Origin of the sequence: Sedimentitalea arenosa, assembly GCF_016428585.1 — a bacterium.
GTDB classification, from domain to species: Bacteria; Pseudomonadota; Alphaproteobacteria; order Rhodobacterales; family Rhodobacteraceae; genus Sedimentitalea; species Sedimentitalea arenosa.
This window is the reverse complement of record NZ_JAELVR010000010.1, coordinates 85,952-105,652: the sequence shown is the minus strand read 5'-3', so window position 1 is coordinate 105,652 and position 19,701 is coordinate 85,952. Positions and strand designations below refer to the sequence as shown.

The 19,701-nt window shown below is 66.3% G+C and carries 18 protein-coding genes; 12 read left to right on the top strand and 6 right to left on the bottom strand.

All coding sequences use genetic code 11. The features are described 5' to 3' along the window. The first annotated feature begins 46 nt into the window (after positions 1–46). A complete protein-coding gene (locus JF290_RS14855; RefSeq protein WP_199025676.1) occupies positions 47–1,249 on the top strand; it encodes a Zn-dependent hydrolase in 1,203 nt (400 codons plus the stop codon). Between the two features lie 55 nt (positions 1,250–1,304). Here JF290_RS14855 and JF290_RS14850 read toward each other — a convergent pair whose 3' ends face one another. Both JF290_RS14850 and JF290_RS14845 read right to left on the bottom strand, forming a co-directional pair. Continuing rightward, on the bottom strand, positions 1,305–2,006 hold the full coding sequence (locus JF290_RS14850) for a response regulator transcription factor (protein ID WP_199025675.1): 702 nt from the start codon (positions 2,004–2,006) through the stop codon (positions 1,305–1,307). Next, entirely contained in the window at positions 2,003–3,907 is a 1,905-nt protein-coding gene (locus JF290_RS14845) for a PAS-domain containing protein (protein WP_199025674.1), read from the bottom strand. The genes JF290_RS14850 and JF290_RS14845 overlap by 4 nt, the downstream gene beginning before the upstream one ends. A 236-nt stretch (positions 3,908–4,143) precedes the next feature. Between JF290_RS14845 and JF290_RS14840 the strand changes: the two genes are divergently transcribed. The 11 genes from JF290_RS14840 (at position 4,144) to JF290_RS14790 (ending at position 16,198) form a co-directional block, all read left to right on the top strand. Next, complete coding sequence (locus JF290_RS14840) at positions 4,144–6,117, top strand: AMP-binding protein (protein ID WP_425503963.1); 1,974 nt, start codon at positions 4,144–4,146, stop codon at positions 6,115–6,117. Positions 6,118–6,204: 87 nt separating this feature from the next. Beyond that, entirely contained in the window at positions 6,205–7,023 is an 819-nt protein-coding gene (locus JF290_RS14835; RefSeq protein ID WP_199025672.1) for an ABC transporter ATP-binding protein, read from the top strand. Next, entirely contained in the window at positions 7,016–7,633 is a 618-nt protein-coding gene (locus JF290_RS14830) for a hypothetical protein (protein ID WP_199025671.1), read from the top strand. The genes JF290_RS14835 and JF290_RS14830 overlap by 8 nt, the downstream gene beginning before the upstream one ends. A 30-nt stretch (positions 7,634–7,663) precedes the next feature. Beyond that, the gene (locus tag JF290_RS14825; protein ID WP_199025670.1) at positions 7,664–8,650 is read left to right on the top strand and encodes a branched-chain amino acid ABC transporter permease; all 987 of its coding nucleotides are present in this window, start codon (positions 7,664–7,666) and stop codon (positions 8,648–8,650) included. 2 nt (positions 8,651–8,652) lie between these two features. Continuing rightward, on the top strand, positions 8,653–8,916 hold the full coding sequence (locus JF290_RS14820; protein WP_199025669.1) for a hypothetical protein: 264 nt from the start codon (positions 8,653–8,655) through the stop codon (positions 8,914–8,916). Beyond that, positions 8,913–9,989, top strand: a complete 1,077-nt coding sequence (locus tag JF290_RS14815) for a branched-chain amino acid ABC transporter permease (protein WP_199025668.1) — start codon at positions 8,913–8,915, stop codon at positions 9,987–9,989. Before JF290_RS14820 ends, JF290_RS14815 begins: the two co-directional genes overlap by 4 nt. Positions 9,990–10,083: 94 nt before the next feature. After that, positions 10,084–11,367, top strand: a complete 1,284-nt coding sequence (locus JF290_RS14810; protein ID WP_199025667.1) for an ABC transporter substrate-binding protein — start codon at positions 10,084–10,086, stop codon at positions 11,365–11,367. 70 nt (positions 11,368–11,437) lie between these two features. Beyond that, positions 11,438–12,274, top strand: coding sequence for an ABC transporter ATP-binding protein (locus tag JF290_RS14805; RefSeq protein ID WP_199025666.1), 837 nt, complete (start codon positions 11,438–11,440; stop codon positions 12,272–12,274). Positions 12,275–12,439: 165 nt separating this feature from the next. Next, on the top strand, positions 12,440–13,660 hold the full coding sequence (locus JF290_RS14800; protein ID WP_199025665.1) for a phenylacetate--CoA ligase family protein: 1,221 nt from the start codon (positions 12,440–12,442) through the stop codon (positions 13,658–13,660). Positions 13,661–13,712: 52 nt separating this feature from the next. Continuing rightward, positions 13,713–14,408: an SDR family NAD(P)-dependent oxidoreductase gene (locus JF290_RS14795; protein ID WP_199025664.1), complete on the top strand. Its 696-nt coding sequence runs from the start codon at positions 13,713–13,715 to the stop codon at positions 14,406–14,408. Between the two features lie 125 nt (positions 14,409–14,533). Then, the gene (locus tag JF290_RS14790; protein ID WP_199025786.1) at positions 14,534–16,198 is read left to right on the top strand and encodes an ABC transporter permease; all 1,665 of its coding nucleotides are present in this window, start codon (positions 14,534–14,536) and stop codon (positions 16,196–16,198) included. Positions 16,199–16,223: 25 nt separating this feature from the next. On the opposite strand, the gene JF290_RS14785 is transcribed toward JF290_RS14790, so the two are convergent. The 4 genes from JF290_RS14785 to ykgO form a co-directional block, all read right to left on the bottom strand. Continuing rightward, a complete protein-coding gene (locus JF290_RS14785) occupies positions 16,224–17,090 on the bottom strand; it encodes a CobW family GTP-binding protein (RefSeq protein WP_199025663.1) in 867 nt (288 codons plus the stop codon). A gap of 95 nt (positions 17,091–17,185) precedes the next feature. Continuing rightward, on the bottom strand, positions 17,186–18,073 hold the full coding sequence (locus JF290_RS14780) for an adenylate/guanylate cyclase domain-containing protein (RefSeq protein ID WP_199025662.1): 888 nt from the start codon (positions 18,071–18,073) through the stop codon (positions 17,186–17,188). A 228-nt stretch (positions 18,074–18,301) separates the two neighbouring features. Then, on the bottom strand, positions 18,302–19,318 hold the full coding sequence (locus JF290_RS14775) for an extracellular solute-binding protein (RefSeq protein WP_199025661.1): 1,017 nt from the start codon (positions 19,316–19,318) through the stop codon (positions 18,302–18,304). A gap of 194 nt (positions 19,319–19,512) precedes the next feature. Next, positions 19,513–19,638, bottom strand: a complete 126-nt coding sequence (gene ykgO / locus JF290_RS14770; protein ID WP_005850168.1) for a type B 50S ribosomal protein L36 — start codon at positions 19,636–19,638, stop codon at positions 19,513–19,515. Positions 19,639–19,701: the final 63 nt, after the last annotated feature.

The window sequence follows — 19,701 nt, the reverse complement described above, 5'->3', positions numbered from 1 at the left end:
GGGTTCGGGCGGGGCCGCGTGGCCCGGCTGCAGACGAGGTTTTCCGATGACACCCGATCCCGACCGATTCCTGGCCGATCTGCATGCGTTGCGCCGGTTCGGTGCCGCCGGGGTCGGCAAGGGTGTCGTGCGCCCGGCCTATTGCGAGGCGGACGTGGCGGCGCGGGCCTGGCTGGCCGAGCGGATGGCCGAGGCGGGTCTTGCGGTGCGGTATGACCCGATGGGCAACCTGTTCGGCCTGGCGGAGGGGCCGTCGCTGTTGCTGGGATCGCATTCCGACAGCCAGCCCGAGGGCGGCTGGCTTGACGGGGCGCTGGGGGTGGTCGCGGCGCTCGAGGTGGCGCGGGCGAGCCGCGCGGCCGGCGGGCCGCCGGTGTCGGTGGTGAGTTTCCAGGACGAGGAGGGCCGGTTCGGCGTCACCACGGGGAGCGCCGTGTGGTCGGGCCAGCTGTCGCTTGCGGAGGCGGACCGGCTGACCGACCATGCCGGCGTCGCGCTGGCGGCGGCGCGGGCGCCGATGGCGGGGCTGGCGGGCGCGTTCGTCGATCCGGGCCGGTTCACCGGCTTCATCGAGCTGCATATCGAGCAGGGGCCGACGCTGGACAGCGCGGGCGAGCAGATCGGGGTGGTCAGCGATATCGTCGGCATCCGTGACATGCGCATCACCTTCGACGGGCAGCAGAACCACGCGGGGACGACCCCGATGCATCTGCGCCGCGACGCGTTCCAGGGGCTGGCCGCCTTCAACGCGCTGCTGGAGGAGCGGTTTCGCAACGTGGTCACGCCGCGCACGGTCTGGACCATCGGCCACGTGGCGTTGCATCCCAACGCCACCTCGATCGTGCCGGGGCGGGCGGTGTTCTCGATCCAGTGGCGCGATGGCGACGCGGACCGGCTGGGGCGGATGGAGGAGATCCTGCGCGCCACGGCGGTGGAGGTGGCCAAGGCGCGCGGGCTGCAGGTGAGTTTCGGTGCGATGCTGGGGCTGGAGCCGGTGGCGATGGATGCGCGGTTGCGCGCGGCGCTGGAGGCCGGGGCGGAGCAGGTGGCGCCGAAGCGGTGGCGCGTGCTGCCCTCGGGCGCGCTGCATGACGCGACCAACGTGGCGCGGCTGTTGCCGGTGGCGATGCTGTTCGTGCCATCGATCGACGGGATCAGCCATGCGTTCGGGGAGGATACGGCGGAGGCCGATCTTGTCGCCGGAGTGCGGGTGCTGGCCGCGGCGGTGGATCGGCTGGGGCGGGCGTGATTGGGGCTCTGCCCCAAACCCCGGAGTATTTTGACGAAGATGAAGCCCGTGTCGGTCAGGTCCAGGTCACGTCGCCGAGGAAGATGTAGCCGGCGCCGTAGATCGTCTTGATCAGGCGCGGGTTCTTGGGGTCTTCGCGCAGCTTGGTGCGCAGGCGCGAGATGCGCACGTCCATCGCCCTGTCGAAGCTTTCGCCCGCGGCCCCGCCGAGGGATTCCTGCATCTGGGCGCGGCTGATCAGGCGTTTGGGGCTTTCCAGGAACAGGCGCAGCACCTCGGCCTCGGCGTGGGAGAAGGGGGTTTCGACGCCGTCGTCGTCCTGCAGCGTGTAGCGGTCGAAATGCGCGGTCCAGCCGTTGAAGCGGGCGGTGTTGCCGGGGCGCGGGGCGGCGCGGGTGTCGCGCAGGCGGGCGCGGACGCGGGCGACGACCTCGGTCGGGTCGAAGGGCTTGGTGATGTAGTCGTCGGCGCCCAGTTCGAGGCCGGTGACGCGGTCCTGGACCTGGGCACGGCCGGAGATGATGATGACCGAGGCACCCTGTTCGAGTGCCAGCCGGTGCACGAGGGCGAGCCCGTCGGTGTCGGGCAGCGACAGGTCGACGAGGCAGACGTCGGGGGTTGCGTGTTTCAGCGAGGCTTCGAATTCGCGGGCCCGCGCGAAGCTCTGGGTGCGGAAGCCGGCGTCGCGCAGCACGTCGGTCAGGATGCTGCGGATCTCGGGTTCGTCGTCGAGGATCGTGACGAGTGGGGCGGTCATGCGGCGGCTCCCGGCCGGATCAGCGCCGCGAGCTGGTCGGCGGTGAAGGGTTTGCGCAGCAGCGGCGCACGCTGGCGCGCGGCGATGTTGAGCGGGTCGCTGTCGGGCAGCGAGGTCATCAGGATGCAGGGCAGGCCGCTGCCGGCCATGCGCTCGACCAGGTCGAGCCCGGTGGCGTGGCCCTCGAGCTTGAGGTCGGAGAGGATCATGGTGATGTCGGGCACATCGGCGACGAGGGCGGTGGCCTCGTCCACCGAGGTGGCCTCGATCACCGCGTGGCCGATCTCCATCAGCATGTCCCGGAAGCCGGCGCGCAGCTCTTCGCTGTCCTCGACCAGCAGGGTGAGCCCGCCGCCGTCGGATTCGGGCGCGACGCGGTAGGGCAGGCGCAGGGTGACGCTGGCGCCGGTCGGCGTGTTGGCGAGGCGCAGGTCGCCGCCGGCGAGCTTGGTCATGTCGTAGACCATCGGCAGGCCGAGGCCGCTGCCCTCGCCGCCCTTGGTGGTGAAGAACGGGTTCAGCGCCTTTTCCAGCGCCTCGGGCGAGAAACCGGGCCCGGTGTCGGAGACGGTGATCTCGATCCAGGTGCGGTCGAGGCTGTGGGCGCTGACGGTGATCTGCCCGGTCGCGCCCATCGCGTCGCGGGCGTTCAGGATCAGGTTGAGCAGCGCGTCCTGCAGCAGGCCGGGATCGAGCAGCAGCGGATCGTCGGGCAGATGGTCGAGCACGCTGAGGCCGACGGCGCGGGGCAGGCTGGGCGTGGCCAGCAGGCGCAATTCGCCCAGCAGCGCGTGCATGTCGGTGGCCTCGGGGCGCAGGCTGCGGCGGCTGGTCATGTCGGCGATGCGGTTCAGCAGCCGCCCGCCGCGTTGCGCGGCGGAGCGGGTGGCGGCGATCAGTTCGCCCGCCTCGGGGCCGAGATTCATCTGGGCGAGGCGGGACTGCATGCCGAGGATGATGGTCAGGAGATTGGAGAAGTCGTGCGCGAGGCCGCTGGTCATCTGCGCCGCCATCGCCCGCCGCCGGGTCTGTTGCAGCGCGACGCGGGCCTGGGTTTCCTCGGTCACGTCCATCGACAGGATATAGACGCCGCCGGCGCCGTCCGGGGTGAAGGCGACGCGGATGCGTCGGCCGCCGTGATCCTCGGTGAACTCGAAGACCGGGCTTTCGCCGCGATAGGCGTTGGCGAGCCGGGGTTCGATCCGGGCGAAGGTCGCGGGGCCCAGCGCGTCGGCGATATGCAGGCCGAGAATGTCGGACGGGCGGCCCGGCAGCACGCTGCTGAGGCGGCGGTTGGAATAGGTGTAGTGGCCGGTCGAATCCACATGGGCGATGTGGGCGGGCATCATCTCGGTGGTCAGCCGGGTGCGGGCCTCGATCTCGGTCAGTTCGCGTTTGGCCTCCTGCAGGGCCGAGTTGGTGGCAGCGAGCTGGCGGTTGGTGGCGGCGAGATCCTCGGCATGGGTCAGCACCTGGTCGGACAGTTCGGCGGAGCGGGCGCGCAGCAGTTCCTCGCTGCGCCGGGTGCGGGTGATGTCGGTATAGACGGTGACCCATCCGCCCTGCGGCAGCGGCGCGCCTTCGATCGAGATGATCTGCCCGCTGGGGCGGGTGCGTTCGAGGTAGTGCGGTTCGAACGCGCGGGCCTGGTCGACCCGTGCCTGCACGAGGGCGTCGATATCCTCGGTGGGTCCGTATTCGCCCTTTTCGGCGATATGGCGGATGGTGTCCTGAAACCGCGCGCCGGGCTGCACCAGGTGGTCGGGCAGGTCGAACATTTCCTGGAAGCGGCGGTTGCTGACCGCCAGCCGCAGGTCGCTGTCATAGATCGACAGGGCCTGCGCGATCAGGTTGAGGCCGGCCGTCGTCAGGGCCTTGGTTCGATGATCGCTTCGCGTCACGCACGGCTTTCCTTTTGTCCGTCATCGCTAGCACCAAGCGGCCGGGCGCGCAATTAGCCCGACTCGCGGGATCGGGCCGGTGCGGGCTGAGTCGGGTGCGGTAACAATTCGTAAGGATTGGGAAAACATCAGGAAAAAGTTGACGCGGAGGGTCGCAGCCGCTTCGGTACGGTCAGGGAATCGCATGGAAGCGGTCAATGCCGGCACGGGAGAGCCGGCGGTGGGAGGAGAAAACCTTGGTTCAGACGTCTTCGGACGCCGGTGGGCTTCAGTCCATTCCGGCCCTGCTCGAGCGAAACGTGGCCAAATACGGAACGTTCCCGGCCTACCGGGAAAAGGAGTTCGGCATCTGGCAGAGCTGGACCTGGAGCGAGACCGCCGCGGAAATCGAGGCGCTGGCGCTGGGGCTGATCAACCTGGGTGTGAACGAAGGTGATTTCATCGCCATCATTGGGCGCAACCGGCCCTATCTCTACTGGTCGATGGTGGCGGCGCAGATGGTCGGCGCGGTGCCGGTGCCGCTCTACCAGGACGCGGTGGCCGAGGAGATGGCCTATGTGCTGGGCCATTGCGGCGCGCGTTTCGTGATCGTGCAGGACCAGGAACAGGTCGACAAGGTGATCGAGGTGCAGGACCAGCTGCACCAGTTCGAACATCTGATCTATCTCGATCCGCGGGGTCTGCGGAAATACGATCATTCGCATCTGCACCAGTTCAGCCATGTGCAGGATCAGGGCCGCGCGGCGCATGACGAGTTCATCACCGAGTTGAAGGCGCGGTGCGCGAAGCTGGATTACGACAGCACCTGCGTGATGCTCTATACCTCGGGCACGACGGGCAAGCCCAAGGGGGTGGTGCTGTCCAACCGCAACGTCATCGAATCGGCCAAGTCCTCGTCGGAGTTCGACAAGCTGCGGCGCGACGACGAGATCCTGGCCTATCTGCCGATGGCCTGGGTGGGCGATTTCATCTTTTCGATCGGCCAGGCCTATTGGTGCGGCTTCTGCGTGAACTGCCCGGAAAGCGCCGACACGATGATGACCGACCTGCGCGAGATCGGGCCGACCTATTACTTCGCCCCGCCGCGCGTGTTCGAGACCCAGCTGACCACGGTGATGATCCGGATGGAGGACGCGGGCACGATCAAGAAGAAGATGTTCGACCATTACATGGCCCATGCCCGCAAGGTCGGCCCCGACCTGCTGGACGGCAAGCCCGTCGGGTTCATGGACCGGTTGAAATACAAGATCGGCGATCTGCTGGTCTACGGGCCGCTCAAGAACACGCTGGGCTTCAGCCGGGTGCGCGTGGGGTACACGGCCGGCGAGGCGATCGGGCCCGAGATCTTCGATTTCTACCGCAGCCTGGGCATCAACCTGAAGCAGCTTTACGGGCAGACCGAGGCGACGGTGTTCATCACCGCCCAGCCCGATGGCGAGGTGCGCAGTGACACGGTGGGCGTGCCTTCGCCCGGGGTCGAGTTGAAGATCGCCGAGAACGGCGAGGTGTTCTATCGCAGCCCGGGCGTGTTCGTGGAGTACTACAAGAACCCGGAGAGCACGGCCGACACCAAGGACCCGGACGGCTGGGTCGCCACCGGCGATGCGGGCTTCATCGAACCCGAGACCGGGCATCTGCGCATCATCGACCGGGCCAAGGACGTGGGCCAGATGGCCGATGGCAGCCTGTTCGCGCCGAAATATGTCGAGAACAAGCTGAAATTCTATCCCAACATCCTGGAAGCGGTGGTGTTCGGCAACAACCGCGAGCAGTGCACGGCGTTCATCAACATCGACCTGTCGGCGGTCGGCAACTGGGCCGAGCGCAACAACATCGCCTATGCCTCGTACCAGGAACTGGCGGGGCATCCGCAGGTGATGGAGACGATCCAGCGCCATGTGGAGGAGGTCAACGCCTCGGTCGCCGAGGACCCGATGCTGTCGGGCTGCCAGGTGCACCGCTTCGTCGTGTTGCACAAGGAGCTGGACGCCGACGATGGCGAGCTGACCCGCACCCGCAAGGTGCGCCGCCGGATCATCGAGGAGAAATTCGCCGACATCATCGCGGCGCTCTATGACGGCTCGAACAAGGTCAGCACGGTCACCGAGGTGACCTATGAAGACGGGCGCAAGGGATCGATCAAGGCGACGCTGGAGATCCGCGAGGCCAAGGTGATCCCGGTCGTGCCGCAGAAGGTGGCCGCGGAATGAGGGCCGGCGATACGGCGCTCGACCTGCGGTCATCGCCCCGCCCGCCGTCCCGCACGGCGACGATGCTGAAACGGAAGGACACATCGGATGCTTGACGCCTCTGAAGGGTATACCACCGCGGATGGCCGCAAGATCGGCGGCGTGGTGATGGAAATGAAGAACATCACCCTGCGCTTTGGCGGGGTGACGGCGATCACCGATATCAGTTTCGACATCCGCGAGGGCGAGATCCGCGCGATCATCGGGCCGAACGGGGCCGGGAAATCGTCGATGCTGAACGTGATCTCGGGTTTCTACGTGCCGCAGGAGGGCGAGGTCTGGTTTCGCGGCGCGAAGCGACCGCAGATGAAGCCCTATGAAGTGGCGCGCCAGGGCATTGCGCGCACCTTTCAAAACATCGCGCTGTTCGAGGGCATGAGCGTTCTGGACAACGTGATGACGGGGCGGCTGACCCACATGAAGACCGGGCTGCTGTCGCAGGCGATCTGGAAGGGCAAGGCCGAGGAGGAGGAGACCGCGAACCGCGAGGTGGCGGAGAAGGTGATCGATTTCCTCGAGATCCAGCATATCCGCAAGACCCCGGTGTCGCGTCTGCCTTACGGCCTGAAGAAACGCGTGGAACTGGCCCGCGCCCTGGCGGCCGAGCCCAAGCTGTTGCTGCTGGACGAGCCGATGGCGGGCATGAACGTCGAGGAGAAGGAGGACATGAGCCGCTTCATCCTGGACGTGAACGACGAGTTCGGCACCACCATCGCGCTGATCGAGCACGACATGGGCGTCGTCATGGACCTGTCGGACCGGGTCGTGGTGATGGATTACGGCAAGAAGATCGGCGACGGCTCGCCGGATGAGGTGCGCAACAACCAGGATGTGATCGACGCCTATCTGGGGGTCGCGCATGATTGACGCCGCGCGCCCTGTCGCCCTGTGCCTGGCCCTTGCGGCGGGCGCGGCGCAAGCCGAGCCGCGCCTGGCGGAGGGTTGGGTGGCGATGGTCGACGGCTGCATGATCTATGCGGAAACCGGCGCACGCGCCGCGGCCTTCGGCGCCTGGCAGGCGGCGGCAGCGGGCGGTGCCTGCGCGGACGCGCGGGACTGCGCGGCGGATGCCATGACCTTCGTCGCACCGGGCGCGCTGGGCGCCGGCGCGGTGACGGTGACCGTGGGTGCGGCGGACTGGGCGGCGTCCGAGCGGTCGCAGGAGACCAGTGTCGGGAATTTTCCACGCCACATGAGCTGCGTCAGCGCCGACGGAAACGGCCACGTGACGGAGGCGATCCTGCCGCTGCACGCGCCCTTCGTCGCCGAAGCGGTGGCGCAGGGCCGGCTGGTCGAGGCGGGGGTCTTCGCCGGCGCGCTGTCGGGGCCGTACCTGGGCTGCGGCCATGACGGCCGGCCCTACCAGGTCGAGTTCTCGCTGCGCGAGGCGGGGGCGGCGCTGCTGCGGCTCTACCACCCGGCCCGCGAGGGCGGGGCGGAAGGATTGACGCCCGCATGTGCGGGAAAGATCGGCTGATGGCCGAAACGGACAAACAGGGAGGCAGGAATGCCTGAGCAGTTGCTTTTCGCGATGGAGGTCACGCTGAACGGCCTCATGGCCGGGGTGCTCTATGCGCTCGTGGCGCTCGGCTTCGTCTTGATCTTCAAGGCCAGCGGCATCTTCAACTTCGCGCAGGGCGTGATGGCGCTGTTCGCGGCGATGACGCTGGTCGGGATCATGGACGGGCAGGTGCCCTTCGCGCATCTGATCAACGCCACATTCGGCACCGACATCCACCACTTCGGATGGCACGTGCCGGCGCTGCTGGCGATCATCCTGACGACCGGGGTGATGGTGCTGCTGGCGATCGGGGTGCAGAAATTCGTGATGGGCCACCTTGTGAACCAGGAGCCGATCATCCTGTTCATGGCGACCATCGGGCTGGCCTACTTCCTAGAAGGGTTGAGCGACCTGATGTGGGGGTCCGAGATCAAGAAGCTGGACGTGGGGCTGCCGCAGGGCATCAACGAAACGATCGACCAGGTGACATACGACCTGTTCGGCTATGGCTTCTTCATCGACAACCTGGACATCGTGGCGACGGTCATCGCGGCGCTTCTGGTGGTCGCGCTGGTTCTGTTCGCGCAATACACCAAGCAGGGCCGCGCGATGCGGGCGGTGGCCGACGATCACCAGGCGGCGCTGTCGGTGGGGATCTCGCTCAACTTCATCTGGGTTCTGGTCTGGTCGCTGGCGGGCTTCGTGGCGCTGGTCGCGGGGATCATGTGGGGCACCAAGTCGGGCGTGCAGTTCTCGCTGTCGCTGATCGCGCTGAAGGCGTTGCCGGTCCTGATGCTGGGCGGGTTCACCTCGATCCCCGGCGCGATCGTCGGCGGGCTGATCATCGGGGTCGGCGAGAAGCTGTTCGAGTTCCTGCTGGGGCCGGCCCTGGGAGGCGCGACCGAGAACTGGTTCGCCTATGTTCTGGCGCTGATCTTCCTGCTGTTCCGTCCGCAGGGTCTGTTCGGCGAGAAGATCATCGAGAGGGTATAGCCATGACCAAGATCGTCGCCATCGTGAACGTGGTCGCCTGGTCGGGCTTCTGGGCCTTCGGCTACCTGGCGCTGGCCGCCGAGGGCCTGACCGACCGGCAACTGGTGATCGCCGCGATCCTCGCCTTTGCCGGGCTGATCACGGGGATCGTGGCCTACATGAAACTGGTGCGCGTGTCCGAGACGAAGGGCTATGCGCGCAAATCCAACCAGCTTGACGCGGCGAGCCGCGAGCGCGCGCATGAGAAAGAGGCGATCCGAGCATGATCTATCGTGAAGCCGGTGATTTCAGCACCACCTATCCACAGGACAGCCAGACTTTTCCGATCAAGTTCGACCGGTATCGGTACTATGTCGTGCTGGCCTTTGCCTTTCTGGTCGTGCCGTTCCTGATCAACGATTATTGGGCCAACGCGATCCTGCTGCCCTTCCTGATCTATGCGATCGCGGCGATCGGGTTGAACATCCTGACCGGCTATTGCGGTCAGGTCAGCCTGGGCACCGGCGGGTTCATGGCGGTGGGCGCCTATGCCTGCTACAAGCTGATGACGGCCTTTCCGGATGTGAGCATGTTCATCCACGTGATCTTGGCCGGGTTCATCACCGCCGCGGTCGGCGTGGTCTTCGGTCTGCCGAGCCTGCGGATCAAGGGGTTCTACCTTGCCGTGGCGACGCTGGCGGCGCAATTCTTCCTGGTCTGGCTGTTCAACCGGGTGTCGTGGTTCTACAACTACTCGGCCTCGGGGCAGATCAACGCCCCCGAACGCGACACGTTCGGCATTCTGATCACCGGTCCGAATGCCACAGCCTGGGCGACCTATCTCTTCTGTCTGATCTTCTGCACCGCCAGCGCGATCATCGCGCGCAACCTGACGCGCGGCACGCTGGGGCGGTCGTGGATGGCGATCCGCGACATGGACATCGCCGCCGAGATCATCGGGGTGAACCCGCTCAAGGCCAAGTTGACGGCCTTCGCGGTGAGTTCGTTCTTTGTCGGCATCTCGGGCGCGCTGTTCTTCGCGATCTACCTCGGGGCGGTCGAGGTCGGCGAGGTGTTCGGGATCACCAAGTCGTTCCTGGTGCTGTTCATGGTCATCATCGGCGGCCTGGGATCGGTCTTCGGCAGTTTCGCAGGAGCGGCCTTCCTGGTGCTGCTGCCGGTGGCGCTGAAAGTGGTCGGGGCGGACATGCTGGGCTGGCCGACGGATATCGTCGCGCATTTCCAGCTGGTGATCGTGGGCGCGCTGATCATCTTCTTCCTGATCGTCGAGCCGCATGGGCTGGCGCAACTTTGGCGTCTGGCCAAGGAGAAGCTGCGGCTGTGGCCGTTCCCGCATTGAAACAACGTCGCGGGATAAACCCGCGCCGACGACAGCCCCGTCACGGTGGCGAGGCTGCACCATCGGAATAACACCAAAGGGAGGACTAGACCCGATGACACTGAAACTGACAACCCTGGCGCTTGGCGCCGCACTGGCCGCCGGACCCGCCTTGGCGGACCTGGTCTTTCCGTCGCTGGATTACCGGACCGGACCCTATGCGGCGAACGGGATTCCCGTGGCGGATGCCTATGCCGACTATTTCACGATGCTGAACGCGCGCGACGGGGGCATTGGCGGCGTGATGACACGGGTTCTGCCCTGTGAAACCGCCTATAACACCGAGAAGGGCGTTGAGTGCTACGAGGCCACCAAGTCCGAAGGGGCGCTGGTCTATCAGCCCTATTCGACGGGGATCACCTATCAGCTGATCCCGAAGGCGACGGCGGACGACATCCCGATCCACTCGATGGGCTATGGGCGGACTTCCGCGGCCAACGGCAAGGTCTTCAGCCACGTCTTCAACTACCCGGCCAACTACTGGGACGGCGCGTCGGTCGCGGTCAAGTACATGCTGAACGAAGAGGGCGGGAGCCTGGAAGGTAAGAAGATCGCGCTGATCTATCACAACTCGGCGTTCGGCAAGGAGCCGATCCGCACGCTCGAAGAGCTGTCCAAGAAGCATGGTTTCGAACTGTCGCTGCTGCCGGTCGATCACCCCGGCCAGGAACAGAAATCGCAATGGCTGCAGATTCGCCGTGACAAGCCGGATTACGTGGTGATGTGGGGCTGGGGCGTCATGAACCAGGTCGCGATCCAGGAAGCCGCGAACATCCGCTTTCCGATGGACAAGTTCATCGGTGTCTGGTGGTCCGGCTCCGAGAATGACGTGCTGCCGGTCGGCGAGAATGCAGATGGCTACAAGGCACTGGCCCTGACCGCTCCGGGCGACGAGTTCGGCGTCTACGAGGATCTCAAGAAGTACGTGTACGATGAGGGCAAGGCCGCGGGCAACGGAGACCAGATGGGAACCGTTCTGTACAACCGGGGGCTCTACGCGGCGATGCTGGCCGCCGAAGCCGCCCGCACCGCGCAGGAGATCCACGGCACTGCGGACATCACCTCGGGCATGATGCGCGATGGCATGGAAGCGCTTGAGATCACCGAAGAGCGGCTTGCGGAACTGGGATTCGCGAACTTCGCTCCCGGGTTCAAGGTCACGTGTGAAAACCATGGTGGCAACGGGATGGGCGCCGTTCAGCAATGGGATGCGTCGGCGCAGAAATGGACGCTGATTACAGACTTCATCGAGTCCGACAGCGATGTCATTCAGCCGCTGATCGCGGAAGACAGCGCGGCCTATGCAGCCGAGAACAACATCGAAGAAGGCTGCAACTGAGGCACGAACGCCCGGCCGCCGCATCCGTGGCGGCCGGGAAACCTGGGCATTCTGACCGGAAAGAAACCTGATGCTGGATACCGCAAAGACCGCTGACGCGCAGGTCGACACCCTGCTCGAGGTCAACAATATCGAGGTGATCTACAACCACGTGATCCTGGTGCTGAAGGGAGTCAGCCTGAAGGTGCCAAAGGGCGGCATCACGGCGCTTCTGGGCGGCAACGGCGCGGGCAAGACGACCACGCTGAAGGCGGTGAGCAACCTGCTGCATTCCGAGCGCGGCGAGGTGACGAAGGGATCGATCCTCTATCGCGGTGAGCGGGTGCAGGATCTGGACCCGGCGGCGCTGGTGCAGAAGGGCGTGATTCAGGTGATGGAGGGGCGGCATTGCTTCGAGCACCTGACCGTCGAGGAGAACCTGCTGACCGGCTATTACACGCGCAAGGACGGCAAGGGCGCGATGGCGGCGGATCTGGACAAGGTCTACCAGTATTTTCCGCGCCTGAAGGAACGGCGCAAGAGCCAGGCGGGCTATACCTCGGGCGGCGAGCAGCAGATGGTCGCGATCGGCCGCGCGCTGATGGCCGGGCCCGAGACGATCCTGCTGGACGAGCCGTCGATGGGACTGGCGCCGCAGCTGGTCGAGGAGATCTTCGGCATCGTGAAGGACCTGAACGAGAAGGAAGGCGTCTCGATCCTGCTGGCCGAGCAGAACACCAACGTTGCGCTGCGCTTTGCCCATTACGGTTACATCCTGGAGAGCGGGCGGGTCGTGATGGACGGGCCGGCCGCCGATCTGCGAGAGAACCAGGACGTCAAGGAATTCTACCTCGGCATGTCCGACGAGGGGCGCAAGTCGTTCCGCGACGTGCGCTCCTATCGCCGCCGCAAGCGGTGGCTGAGCTAGGGGAGACGATGCCTTGCAGGAGTTGGGCGCGCAGGTCCGGTATCCCTGTCCTCACATCCGTTCGGCCAATCGCGGCGGCCCTGCCGTAACGCGGGCGCCGAACGGCCTTGTCCCACATCATGCCCGCGCAGGTCTGGCGCGGGTCCAGCGCGGAGTTCTGCCGAGATGACTGGCTTTTTTGACGACCTGGAAACGCGCAGCGCGGATCGGCGCGCGGCCGACCTTGCCGAGGCCCTGCCCCAGCAGATCGCGCGCGCCAAGGCGCTGCCGGGCTATGCCGAGGCCCTGGCCGATGTCGACCCCGAGGCGATCACCGATGCGGCGGCGCTGGCGGCATTGCCGGTGTTGCGAAAGTCCGACCTTGGCCGCGCACAAGCGGCCAACCCGCCCTTCGGAGGCTTCACCGTCAAGCCGCCATCGGGGTTCGCGCATGTGTTCCAGTCGCCGGGTCCGATTTACGAGCCGGGCGGGATCGACCGCGACTGGTGGCGGTTCGGCCGCGTTCTGCATGCGGTGGGAATCGGGCCCGGGGACATCGTGCAGAACTGTTTCGGCTATCACCTGACTCCGGCGGGGATGCTGTTCGAGAACGGCGCCCGCGCCGTCGGCGCCGCCGTGTTGCCCGCGGGCACCGGGCAGACCGAGTTGCAGGTGACGGCGGCGCGCGATGTCGGTGTGACGGCCTATGCCGGGACGCCGGATTACCTGAAGGTGATCCTCGACAAGGCCGACAGCATGGGCGTGACGCTCGGGATCACCAAGGCGACCGTCGGGGGCGGCGCCCTGTTCCCGAGCCTGCGCGCGGAGTACCGCGAGCGCGGAATTTCCTGCCTGCAAAGCTATGGCACGGCGGATCTGGGCAACATCGCCTATGAAAGCGCGGCCATGGAGGGGATGATCGTCGACGAGCATGTGGTGGTCGAGATCGTCACGCCCGGCACCGGAACGCCGGTCGCGCCGGGCGAAGTCGGCGAGGTGGTGGTGACCACGCTGAACCCAGACTACCCGCTGATCCGGTTCGCCACCGGCGATCTGAGCGCCATCATGGAAGGGCAGAGCCCCTGCGGACGCACCAACCTGCGCATCAAGGGCTGGATGGGGCGCGCCGATCAGACCACCAAGATCAAGGGCATGTTCATCAGGCCCGAACAGGTGGCCGCGCTGGTCGCGCGCCACGAGGAGATCGTCAAGGCGCGGGTCATCGCCAGCCGCGAAGGCGAAATGGACGCGATGACGGTGCGGATCGAGGCGGCGGGCGGCGACGGGGCAGACTATGCCCGGACGGTGGCCGACGTGCTGAAACTGAAGGGCGCGGTCGAAGTGGTCGCACCGGGCAGCCTGCCCAAGGACGGGCTGGTGATCGAGGATCAGCGCAGCTACGATTGAAGACATTGATCCGGTGACGGGCGGGAACGGGTCGTTCCCGCGGGAGTTGGCAATGACCAGAGTGGCGTTGGTGACGGGCGGGGCCCGTGGAATCGGGCGGGCCATCGCGCTGAACCTGTCGCGGGACCATGATGTCGCCGTGACGTCGCGCGACGCGCGGCCGGACAGCCTTCCCGAGTCGATCGCCTGCATCCAGGCCGATTTCACCAGGCCGGAGAGTTTCGCGAGCGTCATCTCCGCCGTCATGGCGCGGTTCGGGCGGATCGACGTGATCGTGAACAACGCCGGGCTGGTCGCGCAGACGCCGAAGGACGCGTTCGATCCGGATCTCGCGCACGAGTTGCTGGGGGTCAACCTGGTGGCGCCCGCCGGCCTGCTGTCCGCCGCGCTGCCCCATCTGGGCGCCGGCGCGTCGGTGGTGAACATCTCATCGGTCAATTCGGTTCTGCCGCCGCGCGATGCCGCGATCTATGGCGCCAGCAAGGCGGCGCTGAACCTGTGGACCCGCGCGATGGCCAAGGAACTGGGCCCGCGCGGCATTCGGGTCAACGCCGTCGCGCCCAGCGCGATCGAAAGCCCGGAACGCCCGCGCCCGCCCAACCTGACGAAGCTGTTTGTCGACCAGACGGCGCTGGGGCGGATCGGCACGCCCGAGGACGTGGCGCGCGCGGTGCGCTTCCTCGCAGGGGATGAGGCCGGGTTCATAACCGGCGAGGTGCTGACGGTCTCGGGCGGGTATCGGCTCTAGCGGCGGATCTATCGCAGCTCGCCGGCTTTCATTCCCCGCGTTCCGGCGCTATCTGTCCCGCGGATGCGCCGCCGATCCGGCGCACCGGGGATCGTTGAGGCGAGGACAGGTCGGACGTGGCCGAGATGACGCAGACAGTGGGGCGTGCGACGCGCCGGCGCGACAGGTCGGGCGGATCGCGTCTGCTGGCGGGGCTGGCCTATGCCATCGCCGGCATGTGTCTTCTGCCGATGCTGGCCGTTGCGTTGGCGGCGGTCACGGGCGGCACCGACACGATCACCCATCTGATCGAGACCGTTCTGCCGCGCTATGCCGGAACGACGCTGGCCCTGGTGGGGATGGTCGCGGTCGGGACCTTCGCCATCGGTGTCGGGGCGGCCTGGCTAGTGACGATGACGCGCTTTCCCGGTGTCCGGGTCCTGGAGATCGCACTGGTCCTGCCGCTGGCCTTTCCGGCCTATGTGCTGGCCTATGCCTATACATATCTGCTGGACCATCCAGGCATCGTGCAATCCACCCTGCGCGATGTGACCGGCTGGGGCCCGCGGGACTACTGGTTCCCCGAGATCCGGACGATCTGGGGCGCGGCGATCATGCTGGTCCTGGTGCTCTATCCCTATGTCTACCTGTTGGCGCGGGCTGCCTTCCTGCAGCAGAGCAGCGCGGCGTTTCTGGCCGCGCGCGCCTTGGGTCGCAGCGCCTGGGGTGCCTTCTGGACCGTCAGCCTGCCGATGGCGCGCCCGGCGATTGCCGGCGGCGTTCTGCTGGCGGTGATGGAGACGATCGCGGATTTCGGCACCGTCGCCTATTTCAGCGTGCAGACCTTTGCGACCGGTATCTACACCAGCTGGTTCTCGATGGCAGACCGGGCAGCGGCGGCGCAGCTTGCGCTGTGCCTTCTCAGTTTCGCGCTGCTGCTTGCGGTGCTGGAGCGGGTGCAGCGCGGGCGTGCGAAGTACCACCAATCGGGCAAGCGCCATGTCCGGATGCCGCCCGAGCAGCTGAAGGGCTGGCAGGCCGCACTGGCCTTCGCGCTCTGTGCCACCCCGGTGTTGCTGGGCGCGCTGGTGCCGGCCCTCGTACTGTTCGACATGGGGTTGAGCAGCGAGCAGGACCTGACGAGCCGCCGCTACATCGCCTTCATGCGGAACTCGGTCACGCTGGCCGGGACCGCGGCGGTGCTGACGGTGCTGGCGGCTGTCGTCGTCGGGTTCTACCAACGCCTGAAGCCGGGGCGCGGTTCGACCATCGCGGGATACATCGCGCGGCTTGGCTACGCGGTGCCCGGCGGGGTGATCGCCGTGGGCTTGATGGTGCCCTTCGCCGCCTTCGACAACGCGCTGGACGCGTGGATGCGCGACACCTTCGACATCTCGACCGGTCTGCTGGTCACCGGGTCGATCTGGCTTCTGGTCGCGGCCTACATGGTGCGGTTCCTGGCGGCGGCGCTCGGCGCCTATGAAGGTGGCCAGAGCACGGTGCACGCGAACATGGACGCGGCCTCGCGCTCGCTCGGAGAATCGCCGCTCGGGACGCTCCGCCGGGTGCATCTGCCGATCCTCACGCCGAGCCTTCTGACGGCGCTGCTGATCGTCTTCGTGGACGTGATGAAGGAATTGCCCGCCACCCTGATCATGCGCCCGTTCAACTATGACACGCTGGCGGTGCAGGCCTATCGGCTGGCCAGCGACGAGCGCCTGGCGGGGGCGGCGGTGCCGTCGCTGGTGATCGTTGCGGTGGGTCTGCTGCCGGTGATCCTGATCTGCCGACAAGTGGGTCGGCACCGGTGACGCGACTGGCTGCGGCGCCCGGAGCTCAGGAGGCGCCGGACCACCAGGTCTCGATCTCTTCCCGGCTGATCCGGGTGGCGGGGCCAAGCGCGACGAGAGTCGTGCGCTCGGTCGCGGCGCGGCGTGCTTTGACGTGCTGCCCGACCACGTGAAGTTCATACCCCCCGTCGTTGGTGCGCACGAAGCCCTTGAGGCGATAGAGCGCCGCGGGCCTGCTTGCGAGCAGGTCGCCGAGTGCGGCGCGATCCACCACCGTGTCGCTGTCATGTTGCCAGCTGGTATAGGCCGGGTGCGCCGCGACGGCGCGGCCGCGCGGCAGGGGGAGGATGTCGAACAGCAATTCGCCAAGCGGGGCGTCGCCGACAGGCGACGGATTGCGCGCGCCGAGTGTCTTCAGCCGGTCGATCAGCGCAGGGTCGGGATCGCCGCACTTGGTCAGAAGCACCAGGTCGGCGGTCGTGATCTGCTGCGTGACCTGCCCGGACAGCTCGGGATCTGCGAGCAGATTGGCCACGTTCTCGCAATCGACGAGGGTCACGATCCCGCCATAGGCCAGGTCGGGCTCCGCCAGGACCGCGTTGGCGATGGCGGCGGGATCGGCGATGCCGCTGGCCTCGATGATCAGGTGATCGGGGCGCGGGTCGCGTGCGAGTGCCGCGTCGAGCGCCATGAACAGGTCGGCGTCCATCGTGCAGCAGACGCAGCCGTTGGTGAGCGCGATCGTATCCTCTCCCTCGGCATCAATCAGGGCCGAGTCGATGTTGATCGCGCCGAAATCGTTGACGATCACCATGAGCCGCAGGCCGTGATCCTCGGCCAGCAGGCGATTGATCAGGGTGGTCTTGCCGGCGCCCAGAAAGCCGCTGACGATGGTGACGGGCAGGGCTGGCATGACGGTCGGTGTCCTTCGGCGGCTTTGCGGTCCAGCCAAGACCTATCCGATCCACCGAGGCAGGCAAGCCGATAGGCGCCGTGTCCGCGACGCGCCTACTTGGCGGTCTCGAGCAGGGCGAGGTCGTGGGTCTGGAAGTGGATGCGACCGGACTCGTCCAGATGGGTCTCGGGGCCCAGGAAGATCGACCCGGCGCCGTTCAGCAGGGTGGCACGCCGGTGCAGCCCCACGTTGCGTCCATCGGCCATGCGGACGATCGTGCCGGTCGAGCTGTGGTCGGTGAATTCCAGCTGCCACCGCCGCACGGCCAGGACCGCGTGCTTGCGCGAGACCCAGGCCTGTTTCAGCACGATGTCGCACTCGGTCGAGCGTCCCAGCGTCAGGCTTTCGCCTTCGGAAATCTGCCAGCTTTTCTCGCCGAACCGGATCTCGGCGAAGTCGAGCCCGCCGCTGCGTCCCTTCGCGCCGGGAGACACGACGATGGTCTGTTCGCTCAACTCGGTGACCGAGCAGGAATAGACCCGCGTGGGCGCCGCTTTGCCGCGCAGCTGAAGCTCTCCGATCATCAACAGCTGATCCTTGGACTCGGGCGTGAGATCGTCATAGCTCTGGTCGCCGACGAGGATTTCGCCGGGTTTCGCCAGCGACGACAGCCGCGCAGCGGTGTTTACCGCGCTGCCGTAGATGTCGTTCTCGTGATAGAGAATCTCGCCGAAATAGGTGCCGACATGCACGGACAGGCCGGCGGGCCAGTCTTCGTGGATCATCGCCCGCGCGGCCTGGAAGGCGGGTTCCGGGTGGTCGAAATAGCTCAGCACGTCGTCGCCCTGCGATTTCACGCATTTGCCGCCATGTGCTTCGACGATGCCGCGCATCCGCTTGAGGATCCGGCTGACCTGGGCCAGCGCGGCCTCGTTCGTCTCGTTCTCGTAGAGTTGCGTGCTGCCGGTGATGTCTGAGATCAGGACGCAGGCGAGGGGCATGACGAAATCGGGTCCGGTTCAATGGCAGTCGGGCACGGGTGTGAGCGCGGCAAGACACCGCCCGCGAGGGGGAGACACATCACATGTGAACAATGTGCCATAACTTGTCGCGCTGCGATATACCGGAGTTCCTGACCTTGCGCCAAGGGGCGTGTCCGGGTAGCGGGCGCACGAAAAAACGGGCGCGGGAGTCGATCCCGCGCCCGTCCGGCCTCGCATGAGGGAGGGTTACTTCCAGCTGACCTCGTTGAAGATCCGCTGGGCCACCGGGATGTTCGCGGCGACGGAGGACAGGCTCACGTCGTCGGGCTTGAAGAAGCCCAGTTCAGCGATGGCGGGGGACAGACCGACACCGGGAACGGCGGGATACTCGTCGTTGCCGGCCGAGAAATACTCCTGCGCCTGCTCGGAGGCGAGGTATTCGAGGAACTTGATGGCGTTCTCGCGATTCGGGGCGTTGGCGGCGACCCCGCCGCCCGACAGGTTCATGTGGGCGCCCTCGGCGTTCTGCGACGGGAACACCCAGCCGATCATGTCGATGCTGTCGGACAGCCCGTCCACCTCGGTGCGCAACGCGCGCGCGAAATAGTAGCTGTTGCCGACCGCGATGTTGCATTCACCGGACACGAGGGCGCGCAGCTGGTCGGTGTCGCCGCCCTGCGGGTCGCGTGCCATGTTGTCGACGACGCCCTGTGCCCAGGCCTTTGCGGTCGCTTCGTCGGTATGCGTGATGATCGAGGCCAGCAGCGTCTGGTTGTAGGTGTTGCTGGAGGACCGGATGCAGATTTCGCCCTTGAAGCGGGGATCGGCCAGGTCGGCATAGGTCATCGGGGGCGTTTCGATTTCGGCCTTGTCATAGAAGATGATCCGCGCGCGCTGCGAGAAGCCGAACCACTGGTTGTCGGCGTCGCGGATATAGGCGGGGATGCTGGCCTCCAGAACCGGGCTGTCGATCGCTTGCAGGATGCCGGCCTGTTTGGCGCGTTCCAGCCGCGAGGTATCGACGGTGAGAAGGATGTCGGCGGGCGAATTGGCGCCTTCAGCCTGCATCCGGGCGATCAGTTCGTCGGCGTTGCCCTCGATGCGGTTGATGGTGATACCGGTCTGCTCCTCGAAATCGGTGTAGAGCCGCTCGTCGGTGTCGTAATGGCGCGAGGAGTAGAGGTTGAGTTCGCCATCGGCCTGTGCGGTGCCGGCCACCGTTGCGACCAGGGCCGCTGCGATGCATGTTGATGTTCTGAGCATGTTGACTGGTGTCCCGTGTCTGAGAATTTCGCAGTTCAGGTATTTCCTGACTAATTCGATCAGTTACCTGACTCGCGCGAACTTGCAAAGTATTTTTGTCAGGAATTTTGCCGCGGGCCGTTTCCCGCTCCCGGAAATGAAAAAACCGCGCCTAAGGGCGCGGTTTTCCGAAACGTTCTGTCTTTCTGACCGGATCAGCCCTGGCGGGCTTTGAACCGGCGCTGCGTCTTGTTGATCACGTAGACGCGGCCTTTGCGACGCACAACACGGCAATCGCGATGCCGATTCTTGAGCGAGCGGAGCGAGTTCCTGACCTTCATGGTCCTTCTCCTGTTCTGCGGCGCGGGCCAGCGCCTTGGTGTTGCGGGTGCCCCGGCCAAGAC